This is a genomic window from Paraburkholderia kirstenboschensis, assembly GCF_032806925.1.
In the GTDB taxonomy this organism is placed as follows: Bacteria; Pseudomonadota; Gammaproteobacteria; order Burkholderiales; family Burkholderiaceae; genus Paraburkholderia; species Paraburkholderia kirstenboschensis.
On record NZ_CP136512.1, the window covers coordinates 1,494,434 to 1,519,851 of the forward strand.

22 protein-coding genes and 1 pseudogene are annotated in these 25,418 nt (G+C 63.4%); 16 read left to right on the forward strand and 7 right to left on the reverse strand.

Going from position 1 to position 25,418, the window contains the following annotated elements; all coding sequences use genetic code 11:
* Positions 1-116 precede the first annotated feature (116 nt).
* Complete coding sequence (locus tag RW095_RS15490; protein WP_317019789.1) at positions 117-905, reverse strand: IclR family transcriptional regulator; 789 nt, start codon at positions 903-905, stop codon at positions 117-119.
* A 219-nt stretch (positions 906-1,124) separates the two neighbouring features.
* On the opposite strand from RW095_RS15490, the gene RW095_RS15495 reads away from it, so the two are divergent.
* The 6 genes from RW095_RS15495 (at position 1,125) to RW095_RS15520 (ending at position 6,486) form a co-directional block, all read left to right on the forward strand.
* Positions 1,125-1,451: a UxaA family hydrolase gene (locus RW095_RS15495; protein WP_317019790.1), complete on the forward strand. Its 327-nt coding sequence runs from the start codon at positions 1,125-1,127 to the stop codon at positions 1,449-1,451.
* Between the two features lie 41 nt (positions 1,452-1,492).
* Complete coding sequence (locus RW095_RS15500; RefSeq protein ID WP_317019791.1) at positions 1,493-2,818, forward strand: UxaA family hydrolase; 1,326 nt, start codon at positions 1,493-1,495, stop codon at positions 2,816-2,818.
* A gap of 79 nt (positions 2,819-2,897) precedes the next feature.
* Positions 2,898-3,938 (forward strand): aldo/keto reductase, encoded by a 1,041-nt coding sequence (locus RW095_RS15505; RefSeq protein WP_317019792.1) that lies wholly within the window; start codon positions 2,898-2,900, stop codon positions 3,936-3,938.
* Between the two features lie 8 nt (positions 3,939-3,946).
* Complete coding sequence (locus tag RW095_RS15510; protein WP_317019793.1) at positions 3,947-4,777, forward strand: amidohydrolase family protein; 831 nt, start codon at positions 3,947-3,949, stop codon at positions 4,775-4,777.
* Between the two features lie 39 nt (positions 4,778-4,816).
* Positions 4,817-5,560, forward strand: coding sequence for an SDR family oxidoreductase (locus RW095_RS15515; RefSeq protein ID WP_020068577.1), 744 nt, complete (start codon positions 4,817-4,819; stop codon positions 5,558-5,560).
* Between the two features lie 77 nt (positions 5,561-5,637).
* Positions 5,638-6,486, forward strand: coding sequence for an ureidoglycolate lyase (locus tag RW095_RS15520; protein WP_317019794.1), 849 nt, complete (start codon positions 5,638-5,640; stop codon positions 6,484-6,486).
* A 39-nt stretch (positions 6,487-6,525) separates the two neighbouring features.
* Here the strand turns inward: RW095_RS15520 and RW095_RS15525 are convergent, their stop codons facing one another.
* Positions 6,526-6,960 carry a PaaI family thioesterase gene (locus RW095_RS15525; protein WP_317019795.1) on the reverse strand — a complete coding sequence of 145 codons (435 nt, stop codon included), beginning with the start codon at positions 6,958-6,960 and terminating at the stop codon, positions 6,526-6,528.
* A gap of 270 nt (positions 6,961-7,230) precedes the next feature.
* On the opposite strand from RW095_RS15525, the gene RW095_RS15530 reads away from it, so the two are divergent.
* Positions 7,231-8,853, forward strand: a complete 1,623-nt coding sequence (locus RW095_RS15530; RefSeq protein ID WP_317019796.1) for a methyl-accepting chemotaxis protein — start codon at positions 7,231-7,233, stop codon at positions 8,851-8,853.
* A 111-nt stretch (positions 8,854-8,964) separates the two neighbouring features.
* Here the strand turns inward: RW095_RS15530 and RW095_RS15535 are convergent, their stop codons facing one another.
* Complete coding sequence (locus RW095_RS15535) at positions 8,965-9,168, reverse strand: cold-shock protein (RefSeq protein WP_006047528.1); 204 nt, start codon at positions 9,166-9,168, stop codon at positions 8,965-8,967.
* A 218-nt stretch (positions 9,169-9,386) separates the two neighbouring features.
* Between RW095_RS15535 and RW095_RS15540 the strand changes: the two genes are divergently transcribed.
* Positions 9,387-9,662 (forward strand): hypothetical protein, encoded by a 276-nt coding sequence (locus RW095_RS15540; protein WP_128591976.1) that lies wholly within the window; start codon positions 9,387-9,389, stop codon positions 9,660-9,662.
* 112 nt (positions 9,663-9,774) lie between these two features.
* Here the strand turns inward: RW095_RS15540 and RW095_RS15545 are convergent, their stop codons facing one another.
* On the reverse strand, positions 9,775-10,884 hold the full coding sequence (locus tag RW095_RS15545) for an AGE family epimerase/isomerase (RefSeq protein WP_317019861.1): 1,110 nt from the start codon (positions 10,882-10,884) through the stop codon (positions 9,775-9,777).
* 202 nt (positions 10,885-11,086) lie between these two features.
* Between RW095_RS15545 and RW095_RS15550 the strand changes: the two are divergent.
* From RW095_RS15550 to RW095_RS15575, 6 genes and pseudogenes are all read left to right on the forward strand, one after another.
* Positions 11,087-11,456 (forward strand): annotated as a pseudogene (locus tag RW095_RS15550) (MgtC/SapB family protein); the annotation flags it as partial.
* Positions 11,457-11,586: 130 nt separating this feature from the next.
* Positions 11,587-13,389 (forward strand): hypothetical protein, encoded by a 1,803-nt coding sequence (locus RW095_RS15555; RefSeq protein WP_317019797.1) that lies wholly within the window; start codon positions 11,587-11,589, stop codon positions 13,387-13,389.
* A 444-nt stretch (positions 13,390-13,833) separates the two neighbouring features.
* The gene (locus RW095_RS15560; RefSeq protein WP_164853818.1) at positions 13,834-13,992 is read left to right on the forward strand and encodes a hypothetical protein; all 159 of its coding nucleotides are present in this window, start codon (positions 13,834-13,836) and stop codon (positions 13,990-13,992) included.
* 427 nt (positions 13,993-14,419) lie between these two features.
* Positions 14,420-14,725 (forward strand): hypothetical protein, encoded by a 306-nt coding sequence (locus tag RW095_RS15565; protein ID WP_128598020.1) that lies wholly within the window; start codon positions 14,420-14,422, stop codon positions 14,723-14,725.
* Between the two features lie 149 nt (positions 14,726-14,874).
* On the forward strand, positions 14,875-15,798 hold the full coding sequence (locus tag RW095_RS15570) for a 3-hydroxyacyl-CoA dehydrogenase family protein (protein WP_394365141.1): 924 nt from the start codon (positions 14,875-14,877) through the stop codon (positions 15,796-15,798).
* 153 nt (positions 15,799-15,951) lie between these two features.
* Entirely contained in the window at positions 15,952-16,563 is a 612-nt protein-coding gene (locus RW095_RS15575) for a flavin reductase family protein (RefSeq protein WP_317019798.1), read from the forward strand.
* Positions 16,564-16,596: 33 nt separating this feature from the next.
* Here RW095_RS15575 and RW095_RS15580 read toward each other — a convergent pair whose 3' ends face one another.
* A complete protein-coding gene (locus tag RW095_RS15580) occupies positions 16,597-18,069 on the reverse strand; it encodes a polyhydroxyalkanoate depolymerase (RefSeq protein ID WP_317019799.1) in 1,473 nt (490 codons plus the stop codon).
* 216 nt (positions 18,070-18,285) lie between these two features.
* On the opposite strand from RW095_RS15580, the gene RW095_RS15585 reads away from it, so the two are divergent.
* Positions 18,286-18,939, forward strand: coding sequence for a glutathione S-transferase family protein (locus RW095_RS15585; RefSeq protein ID WP_317019800.1), 654 nt, complete (start codon positions 18,286-18,288; stop codon positions 18,937-18,939).
* Between the two features lie 111 nt (positions 18,940-19,050).
* Here RW095_RS15585 and RW095_RS15590 read toward each other — a convergent pair whose 3' ends face one another.
* Both RW095_RS15590 and RW095_RS15595 read right to left on the reverse strand, forming a co-directional pair.
* The gene (locus tag RW095_RS15590) at positions 19,051-21,024 is read right to left on the reverse strand and encodes a methyl-accepting chemotaxis protein (RefSeq protein WP_317019801.1); all 1,974 of its coding nucleotides are present in this window, start codon (positions 21,022-21,024) and stop codon (positions 19,051-19,053) included.
* A 173-nt stretch (positions 21,025-21,197) separates the two neighbouring features.
* Positions 21,198-23,516 carry a heavy metal translocating P-type ATPase gene (locus tag RW095_RS15595; RefSeq protein WP_317019802.1) on the reverse strand — a complete coding sequence of 773 codons (2,319 nt, stop codon included), beginning with the start codon at positions 23,514-23,516 and terminating at the stop codon, positions 21,198-21,200.
* Between the two features lie 328 nt (positions 23,517-23,844).
* On the opposite strand from RW095_RS15595, the gene RW095_RS15600 reads away from it, so the two are divergent.
* Positions 23,845-25,266 (forward strand): DUF1254 domain-containing protein, encoded by a 1,422-nt coding sequence (locus tag RW095_RS15600; protein ID WP_317019803.1) that lies wholly within the window; start codon positions 23,845-23,847, stop codon positions 25,264-25,266.
* Positions 25,267-25,418: the final 152 nt, after the last annotated feature.

Below are 25,418 nucleotides of genomic sequence, written 5' to 3' on the forward strand. Positions count from 1 at the left end.
CGCATGAACGGATTCATGCGGCGACATTTTTGAGAGGGTCGCCATTCTAAACCATGTGCGCGAGCGGCCCGCATCAAGTCAGGAAGCCGCGCGAATATGGATCAGGTGGCCACGCGTCAAACAACCTTCTCGCTGAACATCGACAGCGCCTGAACCGTCTCGCGCAACAGCGTGGTTGCGGCTGCGAGCGTGGGCGCGACGTATTCGTCGATACGCTTCAGATACGGGCACGTGAGCGCCGCGATCGCCTGGCCGGATGGGCCCAGAATCGGGAACGTCACGTCCGTCACGCCGAATGTCTGCTGGCTGTCCTTCTGCGAGAAACCCGCCGCGCGAATGCGTTCGCATGCGGCTTCGAGTGCGTCGCGGTCTATCGTCACTTCGCCCTTGACCTTGGTGTGCTCGGCGAGCATCTGCGCGCGCTGTTCGACAGTCTGGAACGCGAGCATCACGCGGCCCGAGCCGGTGTCGATCAAGCCGACTCGCGATCCGAGCCGTACCGACATGCCCCAGGTTCCCGGTCCGTCCACTTGCGCGATGACAAGCAGATTGCCGCGGTCGTACACGGCAAGGTGACACGACTGTTCGGCGGCATCCGCGAAACGTTGCATGAGCGGCAACGCCTCAGAGATGAGCCGGCTCATCGGCGGATGACGATGGGCGAGCGCATACAGCTTGAGGCTCAGCGAGTAACGATCGCCGCCCGTGGAGCGCACCACGTATTGCCGGGCGACCAGACGTTCGAGCATGCGGTACATCTCGCTCGCGTTGCGCCCTAGCAGCTTCGTGATCTCGGCGCGCGTGAGGCCTTCCTTCTGCTCGGCAAGCAACTCCAGGATGTCCAGACCTTTGTCGAGCGCAGGAGCGCGATAACGGTCGGCATCGTCTTTGTCTTCTGCGTCCATCGTGAGGGAATTCCGTGGGCTGTTCTGGTACCTGGCGCTTGAGTGTAAGTGCGGCGGCCTGTTCCGTGCGAGCGGATGCGTCCAGGGAAAACACGGACCATTGGTGCAGTGCACTTTCCTTGACTTCGAAAAGTCCGCATATGAATAATACGTTCATTGGTGAATTATTACGCGGGAATGTCCCGAACATCGCTTGCCACGGTCTAACTGAGAACTCATTTGACGAGCCGCCCAATGCAAACCGATTCGCGTCTCATCCTGCTGAGTCCCGAGGACAACTGTCTGATCGCGGCGGCGCGTCTCGACGCCGGCACGCAAGTGGAGATTGAAGGGGAGAGCGTGACTCTCTCGCAAACCATCGAACTCGGGCACAAGGTAGCGCGCCGCGATCTCGCGAAGGACGACAAGGTGCTGCGCTACGGCGCAGTGATCGGCCACGTGACGGAAGCGGTGCAGCGCGGCGCGCATCTGCATACGCACAACCTCGAAAGCGATTACCTGCCGACCTATACGCACGACGCCGGCCATCAATTCGTACATCACTGATCTCGCACAACGACGCGGCCTCGCGCTGCGCTGGAACGACCATGACTGACACTTCCGTAGCAACCGCCTCCGCGCAGCAGCCGATGCTGCAAGGCTATCCGCGCGGCGACGGCCGCAAAGGCATCCGCAATGTGGTCGCGGTCGCGTATCTGGTCGAGTGCGCGCATCACGTGGCGCGCGAGATCGTCACACAGTTTCGCGAGCCGCTCGACGCGTTCGACGACACGCTCGCCGACTCTTCCGCCGAGCGCGAGCCGCCGGTTCATCTGATCGGCTTTCCGGGCTGCTATCCGAATGAATACGCGGAGAAAATGCTCGAGCGGCTCACTACACATCCGAACGTCGGCGCAGTGCTGTTCGTCTCGCTGGGATGCGAGAGCATGAACAAGCACTATCTCGTCGACGTGGTGCGCGCGAGCGGCCGGCCCGTCGAAGTGTTGACGATTCAGGAAAAGGGCGGCACGCGCAGCACGATTCAATATGGCGTCGACTGGATTCGCGGCGCGCGCAAGCAACTCGCCGAGCAAAAGAAAGTGCCGATGGCGCTCAGCGAACTGGTGATCGGCACGATCTGCGGCGGCTCGGACGGCACGAGCGGCATCACCGCGAATCCGGCGGTGGGCCGCGCGTTCGATCATCTGATCGACGCGGGCGCGACCTGCATCTTCGAGGAAACGGGCGAGCTGGTGGGCTGCGAGTTTCATATGAAGACCCGCGCGGCGCGACCGGAACTCGGCGATGCGATTGTCGCGTGCGTCGCGAAAGCGGCGCGCTATTACTCGATTCTCGGCCACGGCAGTTTTGCGGTCGGCAACGCGGACGGCGGCCTCACCACGCAGGAAGAAAAATCGCTAGGCGCGTATGCGAAAAGCGGCGCGTCGCCGATTGCGGGCATCGTCAAGCCGGGCGATATTCCGCCGACCGGTGGCCTTTATCTGCTCGATGTGGTGCCGGACGGCGAGCCGCGTTTCGGCTTTCCGAACATTAGCGACAACGCGGAAATCGGCGAACTGATTGCGTGCGGCGCGCATGTGATTCTGTTCACGACCGGACGCGGTTCGGTGGTCGGCTCGGGGATTTCGCCGGTCATCAAGATATGCGCGAATCCTGCCACGTATCGCAACCTGGCTGGCGACATGGACGTGGACGCAGGCCGCATCCTGGAAGGCCGCGGCACGGTCGACGAAGTGGGACGCGAAGTGTTCGAGCAGACGGTGGCGGTGTCGCAAGGCGCGCCTTCCAAGTCGGAAATGCTGGGTCATCAGGAATTCATCCTTACGTACAAGACATTCGAGCCGGTCGGGCCAGCGTGCTTGCCGTCGGGAACGGCCGCGCCTCGGCGTGTGGTTGCTGTGGCGCCGCACTGAGCGTTCCCTTGCCGTGTGATAAAAGGACATGCAACAGCAAACACTTGCATGCGACCGGAGCAAGAAGGAGACATGCTCAATGACTGCAACGAACGGTTCAAAAATCCAGCAGCGCCGCCGCGTTGGCCGCAGCGCGTTGCAAGTAACCGGATTGAGTCTCGGCACCGCGCCGCTCGGCGGCCTCTACCGCGATCTGTCCGACGAAGAGGCACACGCCACTGTCGCGGCCGCCTGGAACGCCGGTGTGCGCTATTTCGACACCGCGCCGCATTACGGCCACACGAAAGCGGAGCATCGTCTTGGCGACGCTTTGCGCGGCTATCCACGCAGCGAATATGTGTTGTCAACGAAAGTGGGCCGCCGTTTCGTAGCGCGCACCACACCCTACGACGGCAGCGAAGGCTGGCAGGAGCCGCTGCCCTTCGAAGCGATCTACGACTACACGCACGACGGTATTCTGCGTTCGTTCGAAGATAGCCAGCAGCGCCTCGGCATCGTCGAGATAGACATTCTGCTGGTCCACGACATTGGGCGGGTCACGCACGGTGAGAACAATCCTCACTACTGGCGGCAACTGACCGAAGGCGGCGGCTTTCGCGCGCTCGACGAACTGCGCTCGGCCGGCGCGGTCAAGGCCGTGGGACTCGGCGTCAATGAAGGCGCCGTCATACTCGACGCGATGGCCGAGTTCGATATCGATTGCGCGTTGCTCGCGGGCCGTTATACGCTTCTCGAACAGGCGACTCTCGATGACCTCTTGCCAGCGTGCGAACAGCGCGGCGTCAGCATCCTGTTAGGCGGTGCGTTCAACTCGGGCATTTTGGCGCGCGGCGTCGAAGGTGATCTGAAATTCAATTACGGCGAGGCGCCGCGCGAAGTCATTGAGCGGGTCGCGCGACTGGAGACAGTGTGCCGCAACCACGGCGTGCCGCTCGCCGCCGCAGCCTTGCAGTTTCCGTATGCGCATCCGGCGGTCGCCACCGTGCTGACCGGCGCGCGCAGTCCCGACGAATTGCGTGAGAACGCTGCGTCGTTCGAGTTGCCGATCCCGGCGGCCTTGTGGTCCGCCTTGCGCGATGAAGGCTTGCTCGACCGCCGTGCGCCCGCGCCAGAGAACTGAACGTGAAGATGCATATCGACGCTCATCAGCACTATTGGGACCCCGCTCGCGGTGATTATGAATGGCTTACGCCGGAGCTCGAAATTCTGTACCGTCCTTTCGGCCCGGCGGATCTGAAACCGTTGCGGGACAGAGCGGGCATCGAGAGAACGGTTGTGGTGCAGGCGGCGCCGACCATCGACGAAACGCGCTATCTGCTGGACATTGCGCGCGAGGAGCCGTCCATTGCCGGCGTGGTCGGTTGGGTGCCGCTCCTGTTGCCTACCGCTCCGGCGTTGATCGAAGCGCTCGCGCAGGAGCCCAAGTTCAAGGGCGTGCGGCCCATGCTGCAAGACCTGCCCGACGATACATGGATTGCGAATCCCGATCTCGCGCCTGCAATCGAAGCGCTGATCGCGCATGACCTCGCCTTCGACGCGCTGATCTACGCGCGGCATGTCGACCATGTGGAAACTTTCGCGCGGCGTTTTCCGTCGCTGCGCATCGTGGTCGATCACGGCGCGAAACCGCCCATCCGCTACGGTCAAGCCGGCTGGCAAACATGGGCCGATGCGATCGCGCGGCTCGCGAAGCTGCCGGGCGTGCACTGCAAGCTGTCGGGGCTCGCGACCGAAGCATCGCCGGGCTGGACCGAAGAGACACTACGCCCATACGTCGAGCACCTGCTCGCTACGTTCGGCCCCGCGCGGCTGATGTGGGGCAGCGACTGGCCCGTGCTCGAACTGAACGGCGATTATCTGCTGTGGCATTCGGTGGCCAACACGCTGCTTGCGTCGCTTGACGACGGCGAGCGCGAAGCGGTTTTCGGCGGCAACGCCGCCGCGTTTTATCGACTGTGACGTGACCAACACATTTAGCCCATTCAACTGGAGTCGTAGATGACACAAAGACTGGCCGGCAAGACAGCATTGATCACCGCGGCGGGACAGGGCATCGGCCTCGCGACCGCCGAAATGTTCGCGCGCGAAGGCGCGCGCGTGATCGCCACCGACATCCGCATTGACGGGCTCGCGGGCAAGCCCGTCGAAGCGCGCAAGCTAGACGTGCTCGATGGCGAGGCCATCAAGGCGTTGGCCGCAGAAGTCGGCCCGATCGACGTGCTGTTCAATTGCGCAGGCTTCGTGCACGCGGGCTCGATCCTGGAATGCAGCGAGGAAGACTGGGACTTTGCGTTCGACCTCAACGCGAAGGCAATGTACCGGATGATCCGCGCATTTCTGCCCGCCATGCTCGAGCGCGGCGGCGGCTCGATCATCAATATGTCGTCGGCGGCGTCGAGCGTGAAGGGCGTGCCGAATCGCTTTGCGTACAGCGCGTCGAAGGCGGCGGTGATCGGGCTGACCAAGTCGGTTGCCGCGGATTTCGTCACGCGTGGTGTACGCTGTAACGCGATCTGCCCGGGCACCGTGTCGTCGCCGTCGCTCGAACAGCGGATCGCGGCGCAGGCCGCGGCGCAAGGCGCTACGCTCGAAGCCGTGCAGGCGGCGTTCGTCGCTCGCCAGCCCATGGGCCGCATCGGCAAGGCCGAAGAGATTGCTGCGCTGGCGCTCTATCTCGCGTCGGACGAATCGGCGTTCACCACGGGCCACGCACATGTGATCGACGGCGGCTGGTCGAACTGACACTAAACATAGGGCGTCATAAGCCGGCGCACTGACGTATCAACCGAACACCACTGAACCGAGAGGAAAGTGCAACGATGAAACTGCTTCGTTATGGGCCGAAAGGCCAGGAAAAGCCGGGCTTGCTCGACGCGCAAGGCAAGATTCGCGATCTGTCCGGCGTAGTTGCCGACATTGACGGTGCGGCGCTGACCGACGAGGGCCTCGCCCGGCTGCGTGCGCTGGACCCGGCTTCGCTGCCGGTTGTTGACGGCAATCCGCGCATGGGCCCGTGCGTCGGCAAGATCGGCAAGTTCATCTGCATCGGCTTGAACTACGCGGATCACGCGGCCGAGTCGAATCTGCCTGTGCCCGCTGAGCCGGTCATCTTCAACAAGTGGACGAGCGCGATCTCCGGTCCGAACGACGACGTTGAAATTCCGCGCGGCTCGAAGAAGACCGATTGGGAAGTGGAGCTCGGCGTGGTGATCGGCAAACCGGCCAAGTATGTCGACGAAGCGAACGCGCTCGATTACGTCGCTGGTTATTGCGTGATCAACGACGTGTCGGAGCGCGAATGGCAGATCGAACGCGGCGGCACGTGGGACAAGGGCAAGGGCTTCGACACGTTCGGCCCGATCGGTCCGTGGGTGGTCACGCGCGACGAAGTCGCCGATCCGCAGAACCTCAGCCTGTGGCTTGAAGTGGACGGTCACCGCTATCAGAACGGCAGCACGAAGACCATGGTGTTCGGTGTTGCCAAGCTCGTCTCGTATGTGTCGCAGTGCATGAGCCTGCAACCGGGCGATGTCATTTCCACCGGCACGCCACCGGGCGTCGGTATGGGCGTTAAGCCGAATCCGGTGTACCTGAAGCCCGGCCAGACGATCCGCCTCGGCATCGAAGGTCTCGGCGAACAAACGCAGAAGACGTACGCGGCGGAGTAAGCCATTGGGAGCCGGCGGCGGGCGCTTGAAGGTTTAGCGTCAATTCGCCGGTTCGTGGTCGCCGTTCTCCCCGATCCGGTTGACGGTGCCTTGCGCAACCGCGACGATTCTCTCGCGGTTGCCGTCCATTACAAAGATGTTGCATTGGCAGGTCGCCTGATGGCGGCCCGCATACACCACCTTCGCTCGCGCGATCAGCGTGCCGTTCACCGCGGGGCGCAAGTAATTGATCTTGTATTCCCCCGTCACGACCTTCGGCCCGAGCGACAGTGCGCCGGCAAAGGTCAGCGCGTTGTCGGCGAGGTAGCTGATTACGCCGCCGTGCACGAAGCCGTGCTGCTGCCGCAAGTCGTCGCGGATCGGCAGGCTCAGCGTCAGTTCGTCGGTGCCCGTGTACATCAGCTCTGCGCCTAACAGCATGCTGAACGGCTGGGCGTGCAATGCGCCGCGCGCCCGGTCGAGTAGGTCGGTCATTGTGATTCCTTCGAGGAAGGCCCGCAGTGGCAGTGCGCAATGGCGTACGTTCGTCAGTCCCTACCCACTCTAGGAAGCGCCAACGCGCGCCGTCAAGGTGAATCGGAAATATCTGCCCGGCATTGATGCGTGCAATGGTGGGAATCTAGACGTTGGCCGTAGTTAATGCGACGTAAGACGATCTTTGGCGACTTTGACCTTAAGCAAAGAATGGTGCTGCCGTTAACCCTGAGGTAGCTCCCCGTAATTCTCTGCCTTCAGGTGTTCACGATGTTCAGCAAGATCAAGGTCGCATCCGGCCTGTTGTGTGTCCTGGCCGCATTCTGCGTTTTCCAGCTTGTCACGGTCGGTCTCGGTTTCTGGTCATTGACACGAACCCATGACGACGTCGGCGACCTTTCAAACATCGCGCTCAAGCAGGTGGATGCCGTCAACGAAACCACGCAGCATCTGATGGACGCCCGCATCAACCTGTCGCGTGCCGGTACGCGCATGGTGCGCGGCGGCGCCGAGCCGACCGAAATTGTTCAGCATGCGCGCGAGCAGCTGACGGCCGCCGAGCAATCGTTCAACGCGTTCATGAGCGCCCCAAAGACCAGCGACGAAAACGGCGCGCGTGCCGCAGCCCTCGCCGAGCGCTACAAGAAGCTGCACGGCGCGCTCACGGAACTGGCGCAGTTCCTGGACGCAAACAACATCCAGGCGTTTCTCGACCAGCCGACGCAATCGTTTCAGGACGGCTATCTGACCGAGTTGCATAACTTCACGCAGTTCGGCAATGCGGCGAGCCGCGCGTCGCTCGATTCCATCGACGCCCGCATGGCCACGTTTCGGGTCGTCAGCATTGTGATTCTGCTGGCGCTGGTTGGAGGCACGTTCGCGGTGCATATGGCGTTGCGCCGTGGCGTGGTCGCACCGCTCGAGGAAGCGGGCCGTCACTTCGACCGAATCGCACAAGGGCGTCTCGATCAGCCGATCACCGCGCGCGGCACCAACGAAATCGGCCGGCTGTTCTCAGGCCTTGCCAAGATGCAGGCGAGCGTCGCGCGCACTGTGCAGACAGTGCGCGAGTCCGCCGACTCGATTCACCTCGGCGCCGATGAAATCGCGACCGGCAACGCGGATCTTTCCGCGCGCACTGAAAACCAGGCGGCATCGCTCGAAGAAACTGCGTCGAGCATGGAAGAACTGACAGCCACCGTGCGTCAGAACGCCGATCATGCGCGCGAAGCAAATGCGCTCGCCGAGACGGCCTTGGAGGCGACCTCGCGCGGCAGCGAAGTGGTCGACAAGGTGGTGGACAAGATGCGCGGCATTGCGCAAAGCTCGGACAAGATCGCCGAGATTATTTCGGTGATCGACGGCATTGCGTTCCAGACCAATATTCTCGCGCTGAACGCGGCCGTCGAGGCGGCGCGGGCGGGCGAGCAGGGCCGCGGCTTTGCAGTCGTGGCAGGCGAAGTTCGCGGACTGGCCCAGCGCAGCGCGCAGTCGGCCAAGGAAATCAAGACGCTGATCAGCGAATCGGTTGCCGAGATTCAGGGCGGCTCGGCGCTCGTCGAGCATGCCGGCGAAGCGATGAGCAACGTGTCCGCCTCGATTTCGCGCGTGACGCAGATGATGGCGGAAATCAGCGCGTCATCGCTCGAGCAAAGCACGGGCATCGAGCAGGTGAACCAGGCGGTCGTGCAGATGGACGCGATGACGCAGCAGAACGCGGCGCTCGTCGAGCAGGCAGCGGCAGCGGCGGCTTCGCTGCATCAACAGACTCAGCAATTGAAGCAGGCGGTTTCCGTGTTCGAAATTTCGGCGGCTGTGTTGCGCACACAACAGATCGACGAAACGCCGGCGGAATTCGGGCAATTTGCGTTGTCGGGAATGCGCGCGATTTGAACGGTTCGCGCTCAAAAATCGGGCAGCCGGAAAAGAAAAATGGCCCGCTTCCGCGGGCCATTTTTGTATTAGGCGCAAGCGCCTACGCGTGCCTCAACGTACCGTTGGTACTTAGGCCGGCGTGATGTTCGCAGCTTGCTTGCCCTTCGGGCCCTGCTTCACTTCGAACGACACTTTCTGGTTTTCCTGCAGGGACTTAAAGCCGCTGCCTTGAACTTCCGAAAAGTGTGCAAACAGGTCTTCGCCGCCGTCGTCCGGCGTGATGAAACCAAAGCCCTTTGCATCGTTAAACCACTTCACAGTACCTGTTGCCATTTTTGATCCAGTAAATGTTGTGTATTGCATTCGCGACCGCTATTTCTCAAATCGAGATCGAGCGCGAAGTACGAGTTGTATCACGTCTTTATGGCGGACGCCAACCAACCAGTATTCGGGTATTCCCCGGCTTCGGCCTTTTCGAGGCGTCGAGGGCACGAAAAAGGACGTGCCTCCGGGTAGGGTAAACTGCTTGTATTACTCTTCCGGGAAAAACATTGACACATTATTTGCAAGAAGAACTTACGTCGTTCTGGAGCCGTTTGACCCCTTATCTCGCGGTATTGGAGTCTAAAACACCTCAGGAAGGCGCACCGGACCCCGTCGGCCGAATCACCGTCGATGCCGACGACCGCCAGGCTTTTGCCCTCCACACCACCGACCGCAAGCCGGAAGGCGACACCTCGGAGACGCCTACTGGCCAAAGCGCAACGTATATGCGATCGAGATCCGCCGGCAGCGATTGGGGCCCTTGGCAGCGGGAAGAGTATTGAACGACCGGGCGGCCTGAGCGAGTCGCCCCGCGGCGAATGTTTGGCGGATCCTGCCAGAGCGCAAGACGGCCGCAAAAGACCGTTCGCCTCGCCCTTGCGTCGGCCTGCCGTGTCAGGCCGGCAACGCGTCAAATGCGGTTGCAAGGTGATAAGGCGTGGTCGACGGCATGTCGGCGCGCGCTATTTCACCCGTTGAAGTTTTGCATTCGTACCAGCCTTGCGGTCGCAAGAAACGTTGCTGGAACAGTTCGATTTGCCGCGGCAGACCCGCCCGCACGACGGCTTCGTCGTGGCTCGCGAGTGCCCGCAGATATTCCGTTTGCGCCCAGATGCGCTGAGTCGGGTCTTTGATCCGCCCGTCTTCGTCGAGTGACGCGCAGACGCCGCCCGTTTCTCGGTCCACGCCGTTACGTTGCGCGAAGTCGAATGCGCGCGTCAGTGTTTCCATAAGCTCTGAGCGCTCAAATAGCGCGCCCGCCCGCTTGGCCAGCCAGAACCATTCGAACTGATGGCCCGGCTCGAGGCGATTGTCGTCGGTGCCGATCGGCAATTCGGCGATGCAGCCCGACGGCGCATGCACGAAGTGACGAGCGACCGCGCCGGCCAGGCGCCCCAGTGCGGCGTCGAAAGCGTTGTCGTGCGTGGCTTCGCGGGCCGCGAGCCAGGCCTCCGTTAGATGCATCAACGGGTTCTGAACCGGTGTGCCGGTCACCGTGGTGAAGTCGGCGGTGAGCGCAGCATTGAAGAGGTTGTCTTCGGCGGCAAAGTGCGACTGAATCAGCGCGGACGTGCGATGCACGATTTCCAGCGCGTCGCGATTGCTGGAGCGGCGGCCATATTCCGCACAGGCGAAGACGACGAACGCATGTGTGTACAGGTCTTTCGCGGTGTCGAGCGGAGCGCCTTGCTCATCGACGCTGTAGAACCAGCCGCCGTGTTTCGTGTCCTGAAAAGTGTGCGTGAGGGAATCGAACAGAACTTGCGCATGAGCTGCGTCGCCGGCTTCGGAGAACACGAAGAGTTGGCGCGCGCAGGCCATTGCCCGATAGCGTTGCGCGGGCTCTGGGCGGTGATGTTCCGCGCTGAGCGCTTCGTACGGCAGTTTGAGCGCTCCGTTGAAACCGGGCCCGCGCCACATGGGCAGGATCACGCTGTTGAAGTGCTCGCGCAGTCCCGCGGCGAGCGCGATGGTCGGGGCGGCGTCAGGGTTCTTGCTGGACATAGTCATGTTCAAACGCGGTGTTCCAAAGCGCCCGTGGAAGCGAGCGTGAGTCAGGCGGTAGTGCAACTGCCGGCCCGGCACCGACACGCATGCCGTGGTGGCAGACGTGGGTGCAGCGGCGGCCTGCGGCTTAGCATAATGGAAACGGATCGCAGCCGGCGCCCAAAGTCGACAAGGAAAACGCTCAAATAATTTCAAGAAGGTTGCCGCAATCGGGCTCGCGGTCGGCGGCGGGCTCTACACGGCTTCGATCGCGGCGACCATCATCATTCTGATTATCCTCGCGGGCATCAAGCCGCTCGAGCGGCGGTTCATCACCGTCAAGCAGCGCCGCAGGTGACCATGCTCGTCGAGCGCGGCACCATGACGTTTCACTCGCCGCACGACGAGCTCGGCGCAGCCAGCCCGCGTGTCAAACAATTCGTCATGAGCAAAGCGACGAAACACCCGAATGCGACGAGGTCATGATTACGCTGAATCGCGTGTCGAATGTCGAGTATGAGCCGATCTGCACGCGCTTGCGCCAACTGCGCGGCGTCAGGGAGTTCAGGCAGGACGACGCATCGGCTTGAAACCGGAAAATCGTCGGCGAATGGCTTTGGTGGCGGTGGACGCCATGCGACAATGCGGTCTCGAAAAATTCCAATGGCATTGACGAGCGGTGCCGGCGCCCGCTCCCCGGCGACGACCGCTCCTTTCTCTATGGCAGATTCCGCAGTATCCACGCAATCCCGGCCTCGGCGCGACGCTTCCACGAAGAAGCGGCGTGAGGCCACCGTCTCGACCGAAACCGAAAAAAAGCTGGCGCGCGCCGCGCGCTCGGCACAACGCCTCGCGCAACTGAGCGACGTCTCGCGCGACGACAGCACGCTCGACCTCTTCCCCGACGATCCCACGCGTGCCACGCTGGAAGCGATGAACATCGACATCCGCCAGGGCACGCTGCACGGCTTCGAACTGCCCGATGTGGTGCTCGCCGCCGTGGGCGCTCTCGATACGCCGACCGACAGCATGTCAGCGGACGCAAAAGCGGCGCGCCGTGCGCCTCGAGCAGCCAGGGCCGATGAGCCGGCCGGGATAGACGCGCAATTGAGCGGGCTGGAAATCGAGCCTTCGACGGTGGCCGCGCCAGACGCTGCGCATCCGGTGTCGGCTGCGGATCGGGCTGACCAGAATGAGGCAGTAATGTCGGCGCGCGAGGCGGCTTCCCCGCTGTCTCCCGCCATGGCCGCCGCGACGGTGGCGCGCAGTGTCACCGCGCTGCGTCAGGCAGCCGAGCGGGGTGTTGAGATGGTGGATTCCGCGGCGGGCACTCAGTCGGGGGCAGGCGGCGAATCTTTGCAGCGTTCGGCTCCGGGCAGGCAGATGGGTGCGGCGGTTGCAGGTCCGGCGGACTTGGCTGAAGAGTCCGCCGCTAGCGTACACGGCGGAGTTGATGGGTTGGACGCGACGCCGGCTTCGGGGCGCAACGCGAACCGATCGGACCAGGCGGACGGGTCAACGCGTGAGACGACGGCCACGGGCGCATCCGCGCGTGAGGCAACGTCAACGACGAGCACGGACTCATCCTCTGAGGAGACGACGGGAAGCACGAGCACGGGTGCATCCACGAGCGAAACGACGCGAAGCCGAACCACCGGCGCCTCCACCGGCGAGACGGCGCTTGGTACGGCCACCGGCGCATCCACGCGCGAAACGACGCGAAGCCGGACCACCGGCGCCTCCACCGGCGAGACGGCGCTTGGTACGGCCACCGGCGCATCCACGCGCGAAACGACGCGAAGCCGGACCACCGGCGCCTCCACCGGCGAGACGGCGCTTGGTACGGCCACCGGCGCACCCACGCGCGAAACGACGCGAAGCCCGACCACCGGCTCATCCGCACTCGAAACAACGCGGAACACTGCCACCGGCGCCTCCGTGCGTAAGACAACGCAGACCGCGCCCGAAACGACGCCTTCGGCGGCCTCGGCCCCATCCGCCCGCACGGGCGCAGCGTTCGCCGCGCCCTGGCAGGAAGCGCAACGCGCGGAAGCCGCTGCCGCTGCTGCGCAGCGCGCAGCGCCGGAACTCGACCGCGCGCGGGCGACGGCCTTTGCCGACACCGTCGACGCGCTGTACGGCGTGATCGCCGACCAGCGCCTTGCAGCGACGGACCATTCGCGCCGCATGAAATGGATGCTTTCAATCGTGGTCGGCGCGCTGCTCATGACGGTGGCGATCGGCATCACGCAGACCATGCTTCTTATGCGCCTCACCCGTGAAACCACCGCGCAACAGCATCGTATCGAACAGATGATGCAAAGCCAGCAGACCGCGATGGCCAGCATGCTTGACACGCAAATGGCAATGGCTAATGCAGCCGTGCGCCCCCCGCCGACGGCCGCACCGGCGCCCGCGGCACCACAATCGCAGCTAGCGCCCGTAGTTCCGGCATCCGCGAACGGCCAGCGCGCCGTGCTCGCGCGGCACATCCACAAGTCGAAAACGGCGAACTCGCACTGAAAGTCTGAGAGCGCCTGCCGCGCCCGCGAGACGCCGTTCGCGGCGGCGGCCTCCATGCTCGCCGCTAAAAACGCGCCTTGCAGCGAATGGCGTCTGAGCGCCCTCGTCAACCCTTTGCGGGTGGCCTTTCTGCTTTTGGGGAGCCGAGCGGCTATGCGATGGCAGCGGCTTGCCGGCGGCAGTTCGCGCAACAGCGGGCGAACCAGGCGCCGCGTAGCCAACACGAAGCCTAGGCCCGACTCCGCTTCCATATGCAATGCCACATCCTGAGCCGTTAAAAAACGGGGACGTTGTAATGCTGCAACGCAATATCAGCCCGTAGAGGACACGACACCGCGTCGCACCGTTTTGTTGCTGCATTGCACTAGCTTTTTCCTAGGGAAAACCCTATAATTATTCTCAAGGGAAAACCCTAGCAAATGCAGTAACCAACCGGGAGTCGCCATGAGCTTCATCTTTGCATTGTTCCAAAAGGTCAGCGACCTCTTTGCGTCGCCCCACTTGCCGCTGGATACGGACTACTCGTACGCAGCGCGTTCGCGCGAAGCGGAGCGCCAACGCAAGGCACAAGCCACGCTGTTCGGCATCAAGCTGTCCGACTAATAGCAAACCTGTAGCCGGGCGCGGTCCTCGCGCCGGGTGCGCATGTCAATGCGCGTGCGTCATTCAAGCCACGGTCCGCGAAAGCGCGCCGTGGCTTTGTTTCGTCCGGGCATCCTTTGTTCTTCGGGCGGCGCTTTCTTCCCGTCGAATATTTCCCGGCCGAAATGAATGTAACGGCGCCTGACATGGCGGCCTCCGGCAAGCCGGACGATGTGCCCCGAAAGTCTTATGCGGACGGACGTCGTGACGGAAATGTCGATTCCACAATCGGTCCCTTTCTTTGAAATGTGCGCTTACAAGTGCTCACGTCTTCATGCGAGTTGCGTCGCTAAAGTTGGTTTCAAGCGCACGGCGTCTTTCGCGGGCCAGAACTTCGAGGCCCGATCTGCAGGGCGCCGGCTCGATTCAACTTTGACGGGAGAGAACTATGAAAGCCTTCAACAAAACTTCGCGTTCGATCATCGCGGCTGTGCTCGCCGGTGGCGCCTTGCTGGCAGCCGGCGGCGCGTCTGCACAGGAACGCGTGATCGTTGAACGCGGTCCGGGGCCGGTCGTTTATGGCGAGCCGCACATGACGCCGGTGGGCGTGTCGATCAACATCGGCTGGCATGGCGACCGCTATTACGACGGTCACCGCTATTGGGATCATGACGACTGGATGCGCCATCATCCGCGTGACTATGATCCGCGTCACCACGGTCGCGACGAACATCGTCCGCCTCCGCGCTACTAATTCGCGCATGACCGCGCCGCTTCTGACGGCGTGAACCCGGCAAAGCCGGCTCTTCCTCGCGGAAGGCCGGCTTTGCCGCATTCGGCATTGTCGATTTGCGTACTGCGCTATCCTCTAACGCTTTCATCGATGTCAGCAAGGGAGCGGTCGTGAGCAAGGCAGCGAAGGAAGTGATTGGTGTAGTCGGGACAGGGTTGATGGGGGTCGGCATCGCGACGCAAAGTGCATTGCACGGATACCGGACTGTCGTGCACGACGTGGACGCGGCGCGTCTCGCGAGCGTCGCGCCGAAGGTGGAAGCGGTGCTCGACGAATTGGTCGACGCCGGCCGCATCGACTCGAAGGCGAAGCAGGCCGCGCTCGCCCTCATCGAGACTCACGCGGAACTGGACGTAATGCGCTCGGCGGATTTCGTGATCGAAGCGATTCCCGAGGTGCTCGAGTTGAAGCACCGTCTGTATGAAAAGCTGGCTGCGCTGCTCGCCCCCGACGCTATTCTCGCCAGCAATACGAGCGGCTTCCCGCCGGATCAGCTCGTCGCGCCGTTGGCTGCGAAAGAGCGTTTCGTGATCGCGCATTTCTGGAATCCGCCGCACATGATTCCGCTCGTCGAAGTGGTGCCGGGAAGCGCGACCGCACCCGACGTCACGGCGAAGACCGCGGAATTGATGAGCGCAATCGGTATGGAGCCGGTGGTTCTCACAAAAGCGATTCCTGGATTCGTCGGCAACCGTTTGCAGTTCGCTGTGTTGCGCGAGGCGCTCAATATCGTGCGCTCGGGTGCCGCGACACCGGAGGTGGTGGATCGCGTGATGAAGGCGTCGCTGGGGCGCCGGTGGGGGATAGTCGGGCCGCTGGAAGCCGCGGACATGGGCGGGCTGGATACTTTCCTCGACATTTCCACGCATCTGATGCCCGAACTGGCGAAAGACGAAAACGTGCTTGACCTGTTGCGTCAGCAGGTGCAGGCGGGGCGTGTCGGCGTGCGCAGCGGCGCGGGTTTCCATGACTGGGACGACGCACACCTCGCGCAAGTCAAGGCAGGGCGCAAGCGCGTCATTGCGCAAGGGTAACGAACGAAGTCTCGGCATTCGCGCAAATGCCGCGACAAGACGGGTAGCTGTCGTGGCGTCGTAAGGCAATGATCGCGAGTTTTCGGTGCGGTCCAATGTGTCTCCCGTGACTCTGCGGTATAAATACCCGTCGCCTTTCCCACGCTCCGCTCCATGTCCCATTACTTTTACGACCCCGCCGCCGGCCACAATCTTGCGCATGACCCGTTCAAAGCCATCGTCGCGCCACGCCTGATTGGCTGGATCTCCTCGCGCGACACCGAAGGCACGCTGAACCTCGCGCCTTACAGCTTCTTCGGCGCGTTCGCGAGCTTCCCGCCGATCATCGGGTTTTGCAGCGAAGGTCGCAAAGACAGCGTCGCCAACATCGAAGCGACCGGCGAGTTCGTCTGGAACCTGGCGACCAAACCGCTCGCCGAGCAGATGAACCGTTCGTCAGCGCCCGTTCCGCCGCACGTCGACGAATTCGAACTCGCCGGGCTCACGCCTGCGCCTGGGCGCAACGTGCAGGTGCCGCATGTCGCCGAATCGCCGGCCGCGCTCGAATGCAAACTGCTGCAGGTGGTGCGGTTGCATAGTCTCCACGGCAAGCCGATGGACAACTATCTGTCGCTCGGCCAGGTGGTCGGCGTGCACATCAACGAGGCGTATCTCAAGGACGGTCTGTTCGATACGCACGCCGCGCAGCCGATCATGCGCGCCGGCTATCGCGGGGACTACGCCGAAATCGGCAACATGTTTCAGATGTTCCGCCCGACCGCATAGACAGCGTCGTGTCCAGACCGAGCGAGCGCACTTTCACTGCGTTGCCGGCGGCCGTCGGCGCGATGGCCGTAATGCCCGCGGCTTCGCAGTCGAAGCGGTAGCGCTGCTTTTCCCCGAATCCGGCGTGTCCGATACAACCACCGCTTTCGCATCCATCTGCTCCACGGAATCCACCGCGGACGCAACTGGCGCCGCGGCCATGAGTTCAGCGGCAACGGCCGCGGCGGCGGGCACCGGCCGGATCGTACGCGCATGCGAACTCACCAGCACGGCGCGAGGTTCGTTGTCGTAAATCACGGCCCGCACTCGCGGATAGATCTGCCGCTCCCATCGCTGCCCATTGAATACGCCGTAATGCCCCACACCGGTCTGCACATGGTGTGTCTTCAGGTACGGCCGCAACTTGTCGCACATGTCCTGTGCGGCGAGCGTCTGTCCGACCGCGCAGATGTCGTCCTTTTCTCCTTCAACGGTAAGCAACGCGGTACGGCGTATTGTCGACGGATCGACCAGCCGGCCCATCACTGTCAGTTCGCCTAACGGCAACGCGTGCCGTTGAAAAACCGTATCGACGGTTTCCAGATAAAAATCGGCGGTCAGGTCCATCGTCGCGAAGTATTCTTCGTAGAAAGAGCGGATCGTGTCGGCTTTGGCCGGATCTCCCTTGGCCTGTTCGTAATGCATGGTTTCGAACGAGTCGAGATGCCGGCTCAAATTCATCGACATGAATGCAGTCAGCTGCACGAATCCCGGATAGACGCGCCGATGCGCGCCAGCAAAGCCGAACGGTACCGCGCTGATCAGGTTTCTCTCGAACCACTCGATCGGCTTGCTTTTCGCCAGTTCGTTGACCCGCGTCGGATTGATGCGCGTGTCGATCGGACCTGCCATCAACGTCATGCTGGCGGGTTGCGCGGAATTGTCGTCGTCGGCCATCAGCGCGACGGCGGCTAATGCCGCAACGGTCGGTTGACAAACGGCGAGCAGATGAGCGCCGGGTCCAATCGTCCCGGTGAAGTCGATCACGTGCTGCACGAATTCGTCGAAGCCGAAGCGGCCCTGGCTCAGCGGCACGTCGCGCGGGTTATGCCAGTCGGTGATGTAGACGTCGTGCTCGGCCAGCATGGTGCGCACGGTGCCGCGCAGCAGCGTCGCGAAGTGGCCGGACATCGGCGCGATGACGAGCACGCGCGGCTGCGGCGCCGGCACCGTCGTCTGCTTGCGAAAGTGCAGCAGCGAGCAGAACGGCGTACGTGCCGCGACCTCCTCGACGACCGCGACAGGCTTGCCTTCCATCATCACGCTGTCGATTTCGAACGGCGGACGCACGGGCGTGAGTCCCGCGAGCGTCAGCAGATCGCAAGCCGCGCGAAGTGACCGTCCATGCGAAGTGGCGCCGAACGCGGGCCACGTGTCGAGCGAATGGTTCATTAGCGCCGCGCCGTGACGCATGGGCAGCATCATGTCCGCGAAGGCTTGATAGGTGGGATAGGCGAACAGGTTCATGCATCCGCGCGCGAGCGTTCAAAGGAAGGAGCCCGAATAGAAGGCAAGTCACATGCCATTGCGTTTGCACATACCGGCCGCGGCAACGCATTGGCATAGCATTTGCGCGCGTCGTGAGAACGGGCCGAACTTGCCGCGCTTTGGTGCAACGGCGCACGGCAGCGTGCATGCGTGCCGTCGGGCGGCGGTCTAACGCCTCATCAGGAGGAGATACGTATGGCGAATACCACGCTTACCATCAGCAGCAAGAATTATTCGTCGTGGTCGCTACGCGGCTGGCTGCTGACGCGGTTCAGCGGCTTGCCGTTCGAAGAGATCGTGATGCCCATCGACGATCCGGCGGCGCGCGCCGAACTGCTGCTTCTTTCGCCGTCGATTCTCGTGCCTTGTCTATTTCACGACGGCATCAAGATCTGGGACACGCTCGCCATTGCCGAATATCTGAACGAAGTCAGGCCCAAAGCATTATTGCTGCCGAAAGACATTCGCGCGCGTGCTCATTGCCGCTCGATTTGCGGCGAGATGCATTCGGGTTTTGCTTCGCTGCGCTCCGCGCTGCCGATGAACCTCAAGGCCCACTTCCCCGACTTCAAAGTCTGGGCGCGCGCGCAATCGGATATCGACCGGATCGTGACTATCTGGAACGAGTGTCTGGAGCAGTACGGCGGTCCGTTCCTGTTCGGCGAGCGCACCGCGGCCGATGCTATGTATGCGCCGGTCGTGACGCGTTTCGTGACATACGACGTGAAGCTCGAACCGCATATCGCGGAATACGGGCAGCGCATCATGGCTTTGCCCGATATGCAGCAATGGATCGCGGACGCGCAGCAGGAAGTGGAAGAGATCGACGAACTGGACGTCGAATTCTGACGACCCGCAGATGCGTTTGAACGACGCAGCCGACACCGCGTCGTCGAGCGAGCCGCAAACCCGCGATGCCGCTGCAAGTCTGCTGCAACCCGGCCGCGATCCCGCGGCGACTCAGTCCCGCCCGCTTTCCAGCTTGAATACGCTGACCACTTGCGCAAGTCGCGCGGCGTGATCGCGCAATTCGGCGGCCGCGTCTTCCGCTTCGCCGACAATCGTCGCGTTTTGCTGCGTGGCTTCGCCGATCTGCGTGACCGCGAGGTTGACCTGCTCGATCCCGCCCGATTGTTCGCGCGACGCAACGCTGATTTCGCCCATGATCGCGCGGACCTGACCGACCTGCTGAACGATTCCTTGCATCGTCGTGCTGGCCTGCTCGGCAATCCGGAAGCCGCTTTGCACGGTCGCCGTCGATTCGGCGATCAGACCTTCGATCTCCTTGACCGAAGCCGCGCTGCGCTGCGCGAGCGCGCGCACTTCGGAGGCGACCACCGCAAAGCCTTTGCCGTGCTCGCCTGCGCGGGCCGCTTCGACGGCCGCGTTCAGCGCAAGAATGTTGGTCTGGAACGCAATGCCTTCGATCACGCTCGTGATCTCTGCAATCTTTTGCGACGAGCGGCTGATCTCGCCCATCGTCGATACGACACGTTCCACTGCACGGCCGCCTTCGAGCGCTGCGTCCGCCGCGCGCGTGACGAGCGTGTTCGCTTGTGCCGCGTGGTCGGCGTTCTGCTGCACCGTCGACGTGATCTGCTCCATGCTCGCTGCCGTTTCTTCGAGGCTGCTCGCTTGTGTGGCGATGCGCGACGCGATATTGCCGCTGCCCGTGGCGATCTTCTCGGTGCCGTGCGACATATCGGTCGACGCGCTGCGCACTTGCGAAACAATGCGCGCAAGACCTTCGCCGATGCCGTCGATCGAGCGCATCAGGCGGCCAATTTCGTCGGCGCGGCTACTCGCGCCTTTTGCCACGCGCACGCTCAGATCGCCCGAAGCGAAGCGCTCAGATGCCTTCGCGGCTTCATCGAGCGGCCGGCTGACAAGGCGCCGCACTGCAAACAGGAACACGACCGCGAACACGCCGACCAGCACGAAGCCGAGAAGCAGGAAGCGATTGCGTGTGGCGGTGATATCGGCCATCACTTCATCGCGCGGCGCGATGCCGCCCACCAGCCATTGCCATTCCGGCACCGTGATGAACGAGACGAACTTGCCGCGCGCGCCTTGCTCGCCGAGCGTGGCGTCGGCGGAACTGTATTCGAGCCGGCCTTCCTTCATGTCGAGCATCTGCTGATACGGCGCGTTCGCATTGTCCGCGACCTTGCCGGCGGCGGCCGGATGCACGATCAGCTTGCCCTGATCCGCGCCCTTCGACGCGTCGAGCACGAAGTAATACCCGCTGTCGCCGATCTTCAGCTTGCGAATGCCGTCTTCGACCTGCTGGATTTCCTGGTCGACGTTCACGCCGACAAAGAGCGCGCCGATCACGCGGCCGCTTGCATCGGTAACCGGCCGGTATTGCGTGATCCAGCGCTTGCCGAATAGCGCTGCGAGCCCCGTGTACGTTTTGTTCGCGACGAGGAGCGCATAAGCCGGCCCTTTGCGGTCGAGCAGCGTGCCGATCGCGCGCGAGCCGTCCTGTTTCTTCAACGATGTCGTGACGCGCACGAAGTCGTCGCCGGTGCGGGCGAAGATGGTCGCCACTGCGCCGCTGCGTTCGAGAAACTGGTCGGGAATGCTGAAATCCATGTTCAGGACTTTGTCGCCAGCCTTGAAGGTGGGCGTGGCCACACCGTTCACGTCGATCTTCTGCGTTTCGTCGAGCGTGTAGGTAGTGGGCAGGAAGCTCGCGAACATCGACGTCGAACGGTCGACTTCGGCGGACAACGCCTTGTCGAACAACGTGATCATCGCGGCGATCGAGCGGTCCTTTTCGGCGATGCGCTCGAGCACCTGGTCACTGACCTGCTTGCCGGCGCTGCGCGTGAGCGCCCACGTGAAGGAGGCGAAAATCAACGCCACCAGCACGCATGACAGTACGGCGAGCCGGGCGCCGACACTGGCGCGGCGCAAAGAGAGAAATTCCATGGGCGTATGCGGAGTAAGAGGGACAAACGAGGCACGGTTAGTGCACAGGCACTATCCGGCAACGTGTCTTGTTTACGGCCGCGATCAACGCTTTCTTTAGAAAAGTGGAAGCTTTCTGTAATAGTGAGGCGCAGCGCAAGCGCCTGCGGGCGCTCGAAAGGAGCGCCCTGGCGTCATACCTTCGCCCGCCATGTGCGCAACAACAGCGCGTTCGTGACGACGCTGACACTGGAGAACGCCATCGCCGCGCCGGCGAGCATCGGATTCAGCATGCCGAAAGCGGCGAGCGGAATGCCGACCAGGTTGTACACGAACGCCCAGAACAGGTTCTGCTGAATCTTGCGCCAGGTTTTGCGCGAAATATCGATCGCGTCGGTGACGAGCGCCGGGTCGCCGCGCATCAGCGTGATGCCCGCTGCGTGCATGGCGACGTCGGTGCCGGTTGCCATGGCGATGCCGATGTCCGCGGCGGCCAGTGCCGGCGCGTCGTTGATGCCGTCGCCGGCCATCGCGACGATGCCCGCGCTGCGCATTTTCAGGTCGCGGATCACGCGGGCCTTGTCGTCCGGCAGCACTTCCGCATGGAATTCGTCGATGCCGAGCGTTTGTGCAACGCTCGCCGCACTGCCCCGATTGTCGCCGGTGACGAGCACGCTTTTGACGCCCATTGCCCTGAGCCTCTCGATAGCGGCGCGCGCCGTCGACTTCACGGTGTCGCCGAATGCGATGAGCGCGAGCGCGACGCTCGCCTGTGAATCGCGCTGCATGAGCCAGGACACGGTATTGCCCGCGGCTTCGAGTTCGCGAGCGCGCGCTTCGGCTTCCGGCGACAGGCCGACGCCAAGCTCGCGAAGCCAGCGCGTGCTGCCGAGGGCGAGCGTGCGGCCGTCGACGTCCGCTTCGACGCCGCGGCCGGCTACGGCCCGTGCGGCGCTCGCAGTAAGCGCCCGTGCGCCGGTCCCCGCCGCTTCATGCGCCTTCACGACGGCTCGCGCCAACGGGTGATCGCTTTGACGCTGCACTGCGGCGGCGAGCGCCAGTGCTTCGTCGCGCCGCATGCTGCCGACCGGTTCGAACGCTGTCACCGAAGGTTGGCCGATCGTCAGCGTACCGGTTTTGTCGAACGCAACGACATTCACTCGATGCGCGGTTTCCAGCGCCTCGGCGTCTTTGATGAGGACGCCGTGCCGCGCCGCGACGCCGGTTCCGGCCATGATCGCCGCGGGCGTCGCGAGTCCGAGCGCACACGGGCAGGCGATCACCAGCACGGCGACCGCGTTCAGAATCGCCGTTTCGCCGCCGGCGCCAGCCAGCAGCCAGCCGATCAGCGTGAGCGCGGCAATGGCCAGGATCGCCGGCACGAAGATTTCGCTAACGCGGTCGACGAGTCGCTGGATCGGCGCCTTCTCCGCCTGCGCGCTCTCGACGAGGCGAATGATCCGCGCGAGCGTCGTTTCGGCGCCGATCGCGGCGGTCGTGACCGCTATGGCGCCTTCGCCGTTGATGGAGCCGGCGGTCACGGCGTCGCCCGTCTGTTTGGCTACCGGCAGGCTTTCGCCGGTAATCAGCGATTCGTCGATGTGAGTGCGGCCTTCCAGCACCGCGCCATCTACCGGAACGCGTTCGCCCGGCCGCACGATCACGACCGTGCCCACCTTGACCTGGGCGAGCGGCACTTCGCGCTCGCCCGCGCCGACGCGAATGCGGGCTCGGTCGGGACGCAGCGCCTGAAGCGCGCGGATCGCGTCGGTGGTTTGGCGCTTGGCGCGCGCTTCGAGCCATTTGCCGAAGCGCACCAGCGTGATGACAACCGCCGACGCTTCGAAGTAAAGATGCATCGCGTCGTCCGGATGCGTTGCCAGTTGATACACGCTGATGCCATAGGCCGCCGACGTGCCGAGCGCCACCAGCAAGTCCATGTTCCCCGCGCCGGCGCGCACGGCCCGATAAGCCGCCCGATAGAAGCGCGCGCCGAACACGAACTGCACGATCGACGCGAGGCCGAATTGCAGCCACGGCGCGAGCATTGCGTGCACGCCGAACCATTCACCCAGCATCGGCACGACCAGCGGCAACGTCAGCAAAGCGCAGACGAGCACGGCTGCCAGTTCGCGGCGCGTCTGGCTGCGTTTGCGCTCGGCGGCGGTGGTGACGACGGCGCCAGCGGCGGCAGCAGTCGTTTCGGGGGTGCTGGCAAAGTCGGTATCGGCTATTTCCGGCGCTGCATCCGGCGGCGCGACCAGCGCCGCTTCGTAGCCGGCTTTCTTGACGGCGGCGATCAGCGCGTCCGAACCGGCTGCGGCTGCAGTCAGATTCACGCTTGCGGTTTCGGTCGCCAGATTCACCGACGCGGAGGCGACGCCCGGCACCTTTGACAACGCCTTTTCGACGCGCATCGCGCAAGAGGCGCAGGTCATCCCGCCGATTTCGAGTTCGGCGGAACGGGTCGGGGCGGCGTCGGTGTCGTGTGGGGCAGTGGCAAGTTCGGTCATGGCGGTTCAGGCTCGCGACGGCATTGGGCCGCATGGTGAAGTCTAGTATCGACCTTCCTATGATGGGAAAGTCAAGCACATGCCTGAAACGGGACTGCGTGACATACCCGAAACAGGCGGCGAGCCGCCGTCGCCGGAATTCGAGCCGCGCGTCGGAAACAAAACGCTATTCACGCCTTTGCGCTTGCCTGACAAGCGCGGATACGATACAACGCGATGTTGTCGGCGATGCGACGCGGACTGGCTGCGCTGGTTTTGGGGAGACCGCGCGAGCACCGTTGCGCTCGCGCCGGCGTCTCCCTTTCAGCACGTTCCGCCCACTGAACGAATGATAAAAAATCGCCGAGCACTGTTTTTGAATTACTGGACCTGCGCATCGTTCGCGGGCCTCGCATTTCTCACCGGTTGTGCGTCGACGCCTTCCACGACGCAAAAATCCACTGGCTGGATCAAGGACGAAGTCGCCGATTCATACCTGTTCGGCTATCCACTGGTATTGATGGGCGTCGCGCGCGACGCGGCAGTCGGCACCGAACCCGGTCGGGCGCCGCTCAATACGCTGCGCCATGCGCAGGCGCTGCCGCCAATCGGCGCGGCCAATCCAATGCAGCCGAGCCTCGATACGCTGGATTCAACCGGCTGGCTGGATGTCGGCGCGGAGCCGGTGATTGTCGCGCTGCCCGACTCGCATGGCCGCTACGTCGACGCCCGTGTGCTCGACATGTGGACCAACGTGGTCTGGTCGACGAGCGATCAGTTCGCCACCCGCGCGGCCGGCATCAAGGCGCAAGCCATCGCCTTCGTCGGACCGGGCTGGCAGGGCGATCTGCCCAAAAACGTGAAGCGCGTCGATGTCCCAACCCGCAACGCATGGGTGAGCGTGCGCATTCAGTCGAACGGCACGCGTGATCTCACTGCGGTTCGCAAGCTGCAACGGGCGATCCGCGTCGCGCCGCTTTCCGTCTATGCGGGCGACGCGCGTTCGGTGTCCATTGCGCCGCCGCGTAGCAACGCCGATGCCGCCGCTACCGGCAGCGCAGCGGGCACGCCTGCCGCGCAAGTCGCAGCGCTCGACGCGAACGGCTTCTTCAACCGGCTCGCGCAGGCGCTGGCCGACAACCCGCCGGAGCCCGCCGATCCGCATGCGCTGAAAATCCTCTCCGACCTCGGTGTGACGCCGGACCAGCCCGTCAAGCTGCCTGCCGCATCGGAGGCGATTGCAGCCGGTCTCGCCGATGGTCACGAACGCGTGGTGACGCCGCCGTCGAACTTGCTGACCGGCAATGGCTGGAGCTGGTTCGGCGATGGCGTGGGCAACTACGGCCCGGACTACGCACTGCGCGCATACGCTGCATATGCGCAACCCGGCATCGGCACGAAAGACGACGAAGTGCGAGCGGTCGTCACTCAGGACAGCGACGGTCACGCGCTCAACGGCGCGAATCGCTACGTGATTCACTTTGCGCCGGATCAGTTGCCGCCGGTGCGCGGCTTCTGGTCGATTACCGCATACACGAAAGACGGCGCGCTCGGCGAAAGCGCACCGGCTCGTATCGCGGTTGGCGATCGCAACGGCGCGCGCCGCAATCGCGATGGATCGCTCGACGTGACCGTGTCGTCCACGCGCGGCAAGAGCGGCAACTGGCTGCCGGCGCCGCGCGCCGATCTGCAACTGGTGCTGCGTTTGTACGCGCCGAAGCCTCAAGCCACCGACGGCACCTGGCAACCGCCGGCCGTCGTGCGTCAGTAATCCGCACGAGTCGGCTGAGCACGCAGTCCGCGAGATTCGAAGGCCGGTCAGCGCGTCCGTCACTCACATGGCGCCATGTGAGTGACGGACGCGCGGCTTTATAGTGCGAGCTATTGTGTAAGCTCAGCTTACATTTCTATCCCACGAAAGAT

What these genes read in the sequence shown, in the direction of transcription:
- RW095_RS15515 (WP_020068577.1), top strand. Translation starts at nt 4,817, where the DNA reads ATGACACAAAGACTGGCCGGCAAGACAGCATTGATCACCGCGGCGGGA.
- RW095_RS15555 (WP_317019797.1), top strand. Translation starts at nt 11,587, where the DNA reads ATGGCAGATTCCGCAGTATCCACGCAATCCCGGCCTCGGCGCGACGCT.
- RW095_RS15505 (WP_317019792.1), top strand. Translation starts at nt 2,898, where the DNA reads ATGACTGCAACGAACGGTTCAAAAATCCAGCAGCGCCGCCGCGTTGGC.
- RW095_RS15580 (WP_317019799.1), bottom strand. Translation starts at nt 18,069, where the DNA reads ATGAACCTGTTCGCCTATCCCACCTATCAAGCCTTCGCGGACATGATG.
- RW095_RS15600 (WP_317019803.1), top strand. Translation starts at nt 23,845, where the DNA reads ATGATAAAAAATCGCCGAGCACTGTTTTTGAATTACTGGACCTGCGCA.
- RW095_RS15585 (WP_317019800.1), top strand. Translation starts at nt 18,286, where the DNA reads ATGGCGAATACCACGCTTACCATCAGCAGCAAGAATTATTCGTCGTGG.
- RW095_RS15525 (WP_317019795.1), bottom strand. Translation starts at nt 6,960, where the DNA reads ATGACCGACCTACTCGACCGGGCGCGCGGCGCATTGCACGCCCAGCCG.
- RW095_RS15500 (WP_317019791.1), top strand. Translation starts at nt 1,493, where the DNA reads ATGACTGACACTTCCGTAGCAACCGCCTCCGCGCAGCAGCCGATGCTG.
- RW095_RS15590 (WP_317019801.1), bottom strand. Translation starts at nt 21,024, where the DNA reads ATGGAATTTCTCTCTTTGCGCCGCGCCAGTGTCGGCGCCCGGCTCGCC.
- RW095_RS15510 (WP_317019793.1), top strand. Translation starts at nt 3,947, where the DNA reads ATGCATATCGACGCTCATCAGCACTATTGGGACCCCGCTCGCGGTGAT.
- RW095_RS15520 (WP_317019794.1), top strand. Translation starts at nt 5,638, where the DNA reads ATGAAACTGCTTCGTTATGGGCCGAAAGGCCAGGAAAAGCCGGGCTTG.
- RW095_RS15535 (WP_006047528.1), bottom strand. Translation starts at nt 9,168, where the DNA reads ATGGCAACAGGTACTGTGAAGTGGTTTAACGATGCAAAGGGCTTTGGT.
- RW095_RS15490 (WP_317019789.1), bottom strand. Translation starts at nt 905, where the DNA reads ATGGACGCAGAAGACAAAGACGATGCCGACCGTTATCGCGCTCCTGCG.
- RW095_RS15575 (WP_317019798.1), top strand. Translation starts at nt 15,952, where the DNA reads ATGTCCCATTACTTTTACGACCCCGCCGCCGGCCACAATCTTGCGCAT.
- RW095_RS15560 (WP_164853818.1), top strand. Translation starts at nt 13,834, where the DNA reads ATGAGCTTCATCTTTGCATTGTTCCAAAAGGTCAGCGACCTCTTTGCG.
- RW095_RS15565 (WP_128598020.1), top strand. Translation starts at nt 14,420, where the DNA reads ATGAAAGCCTTCAACAAAACTTCGCGTTCGATCATCGCGGCTGTGCTC.
- RW095_RS15595 (WP_317019802.1), bottom strand. Translation starts at nt 23,516, where the DNA reads ATGACCGAACTTGCCACTGCCCCACACGACACCGACGCCGCCCCGACC.
- RW095_RS15530 (WP_317019796.1), top strand. Translation starts at nt 7,231, where the DNA reads ATGTTCAGCAAGATCAAGGTCGCATCCGGCCTGTTGTGTGTCCTGGCC.
- RW095_RS15545 (WP_317019861.1), bottom strand. Translation starts at nt 10,884, where the DNA reads ATGTCCAGCAAGAACCCTGACGCCGCCCCGACCATCGCGCTCGCCGCG.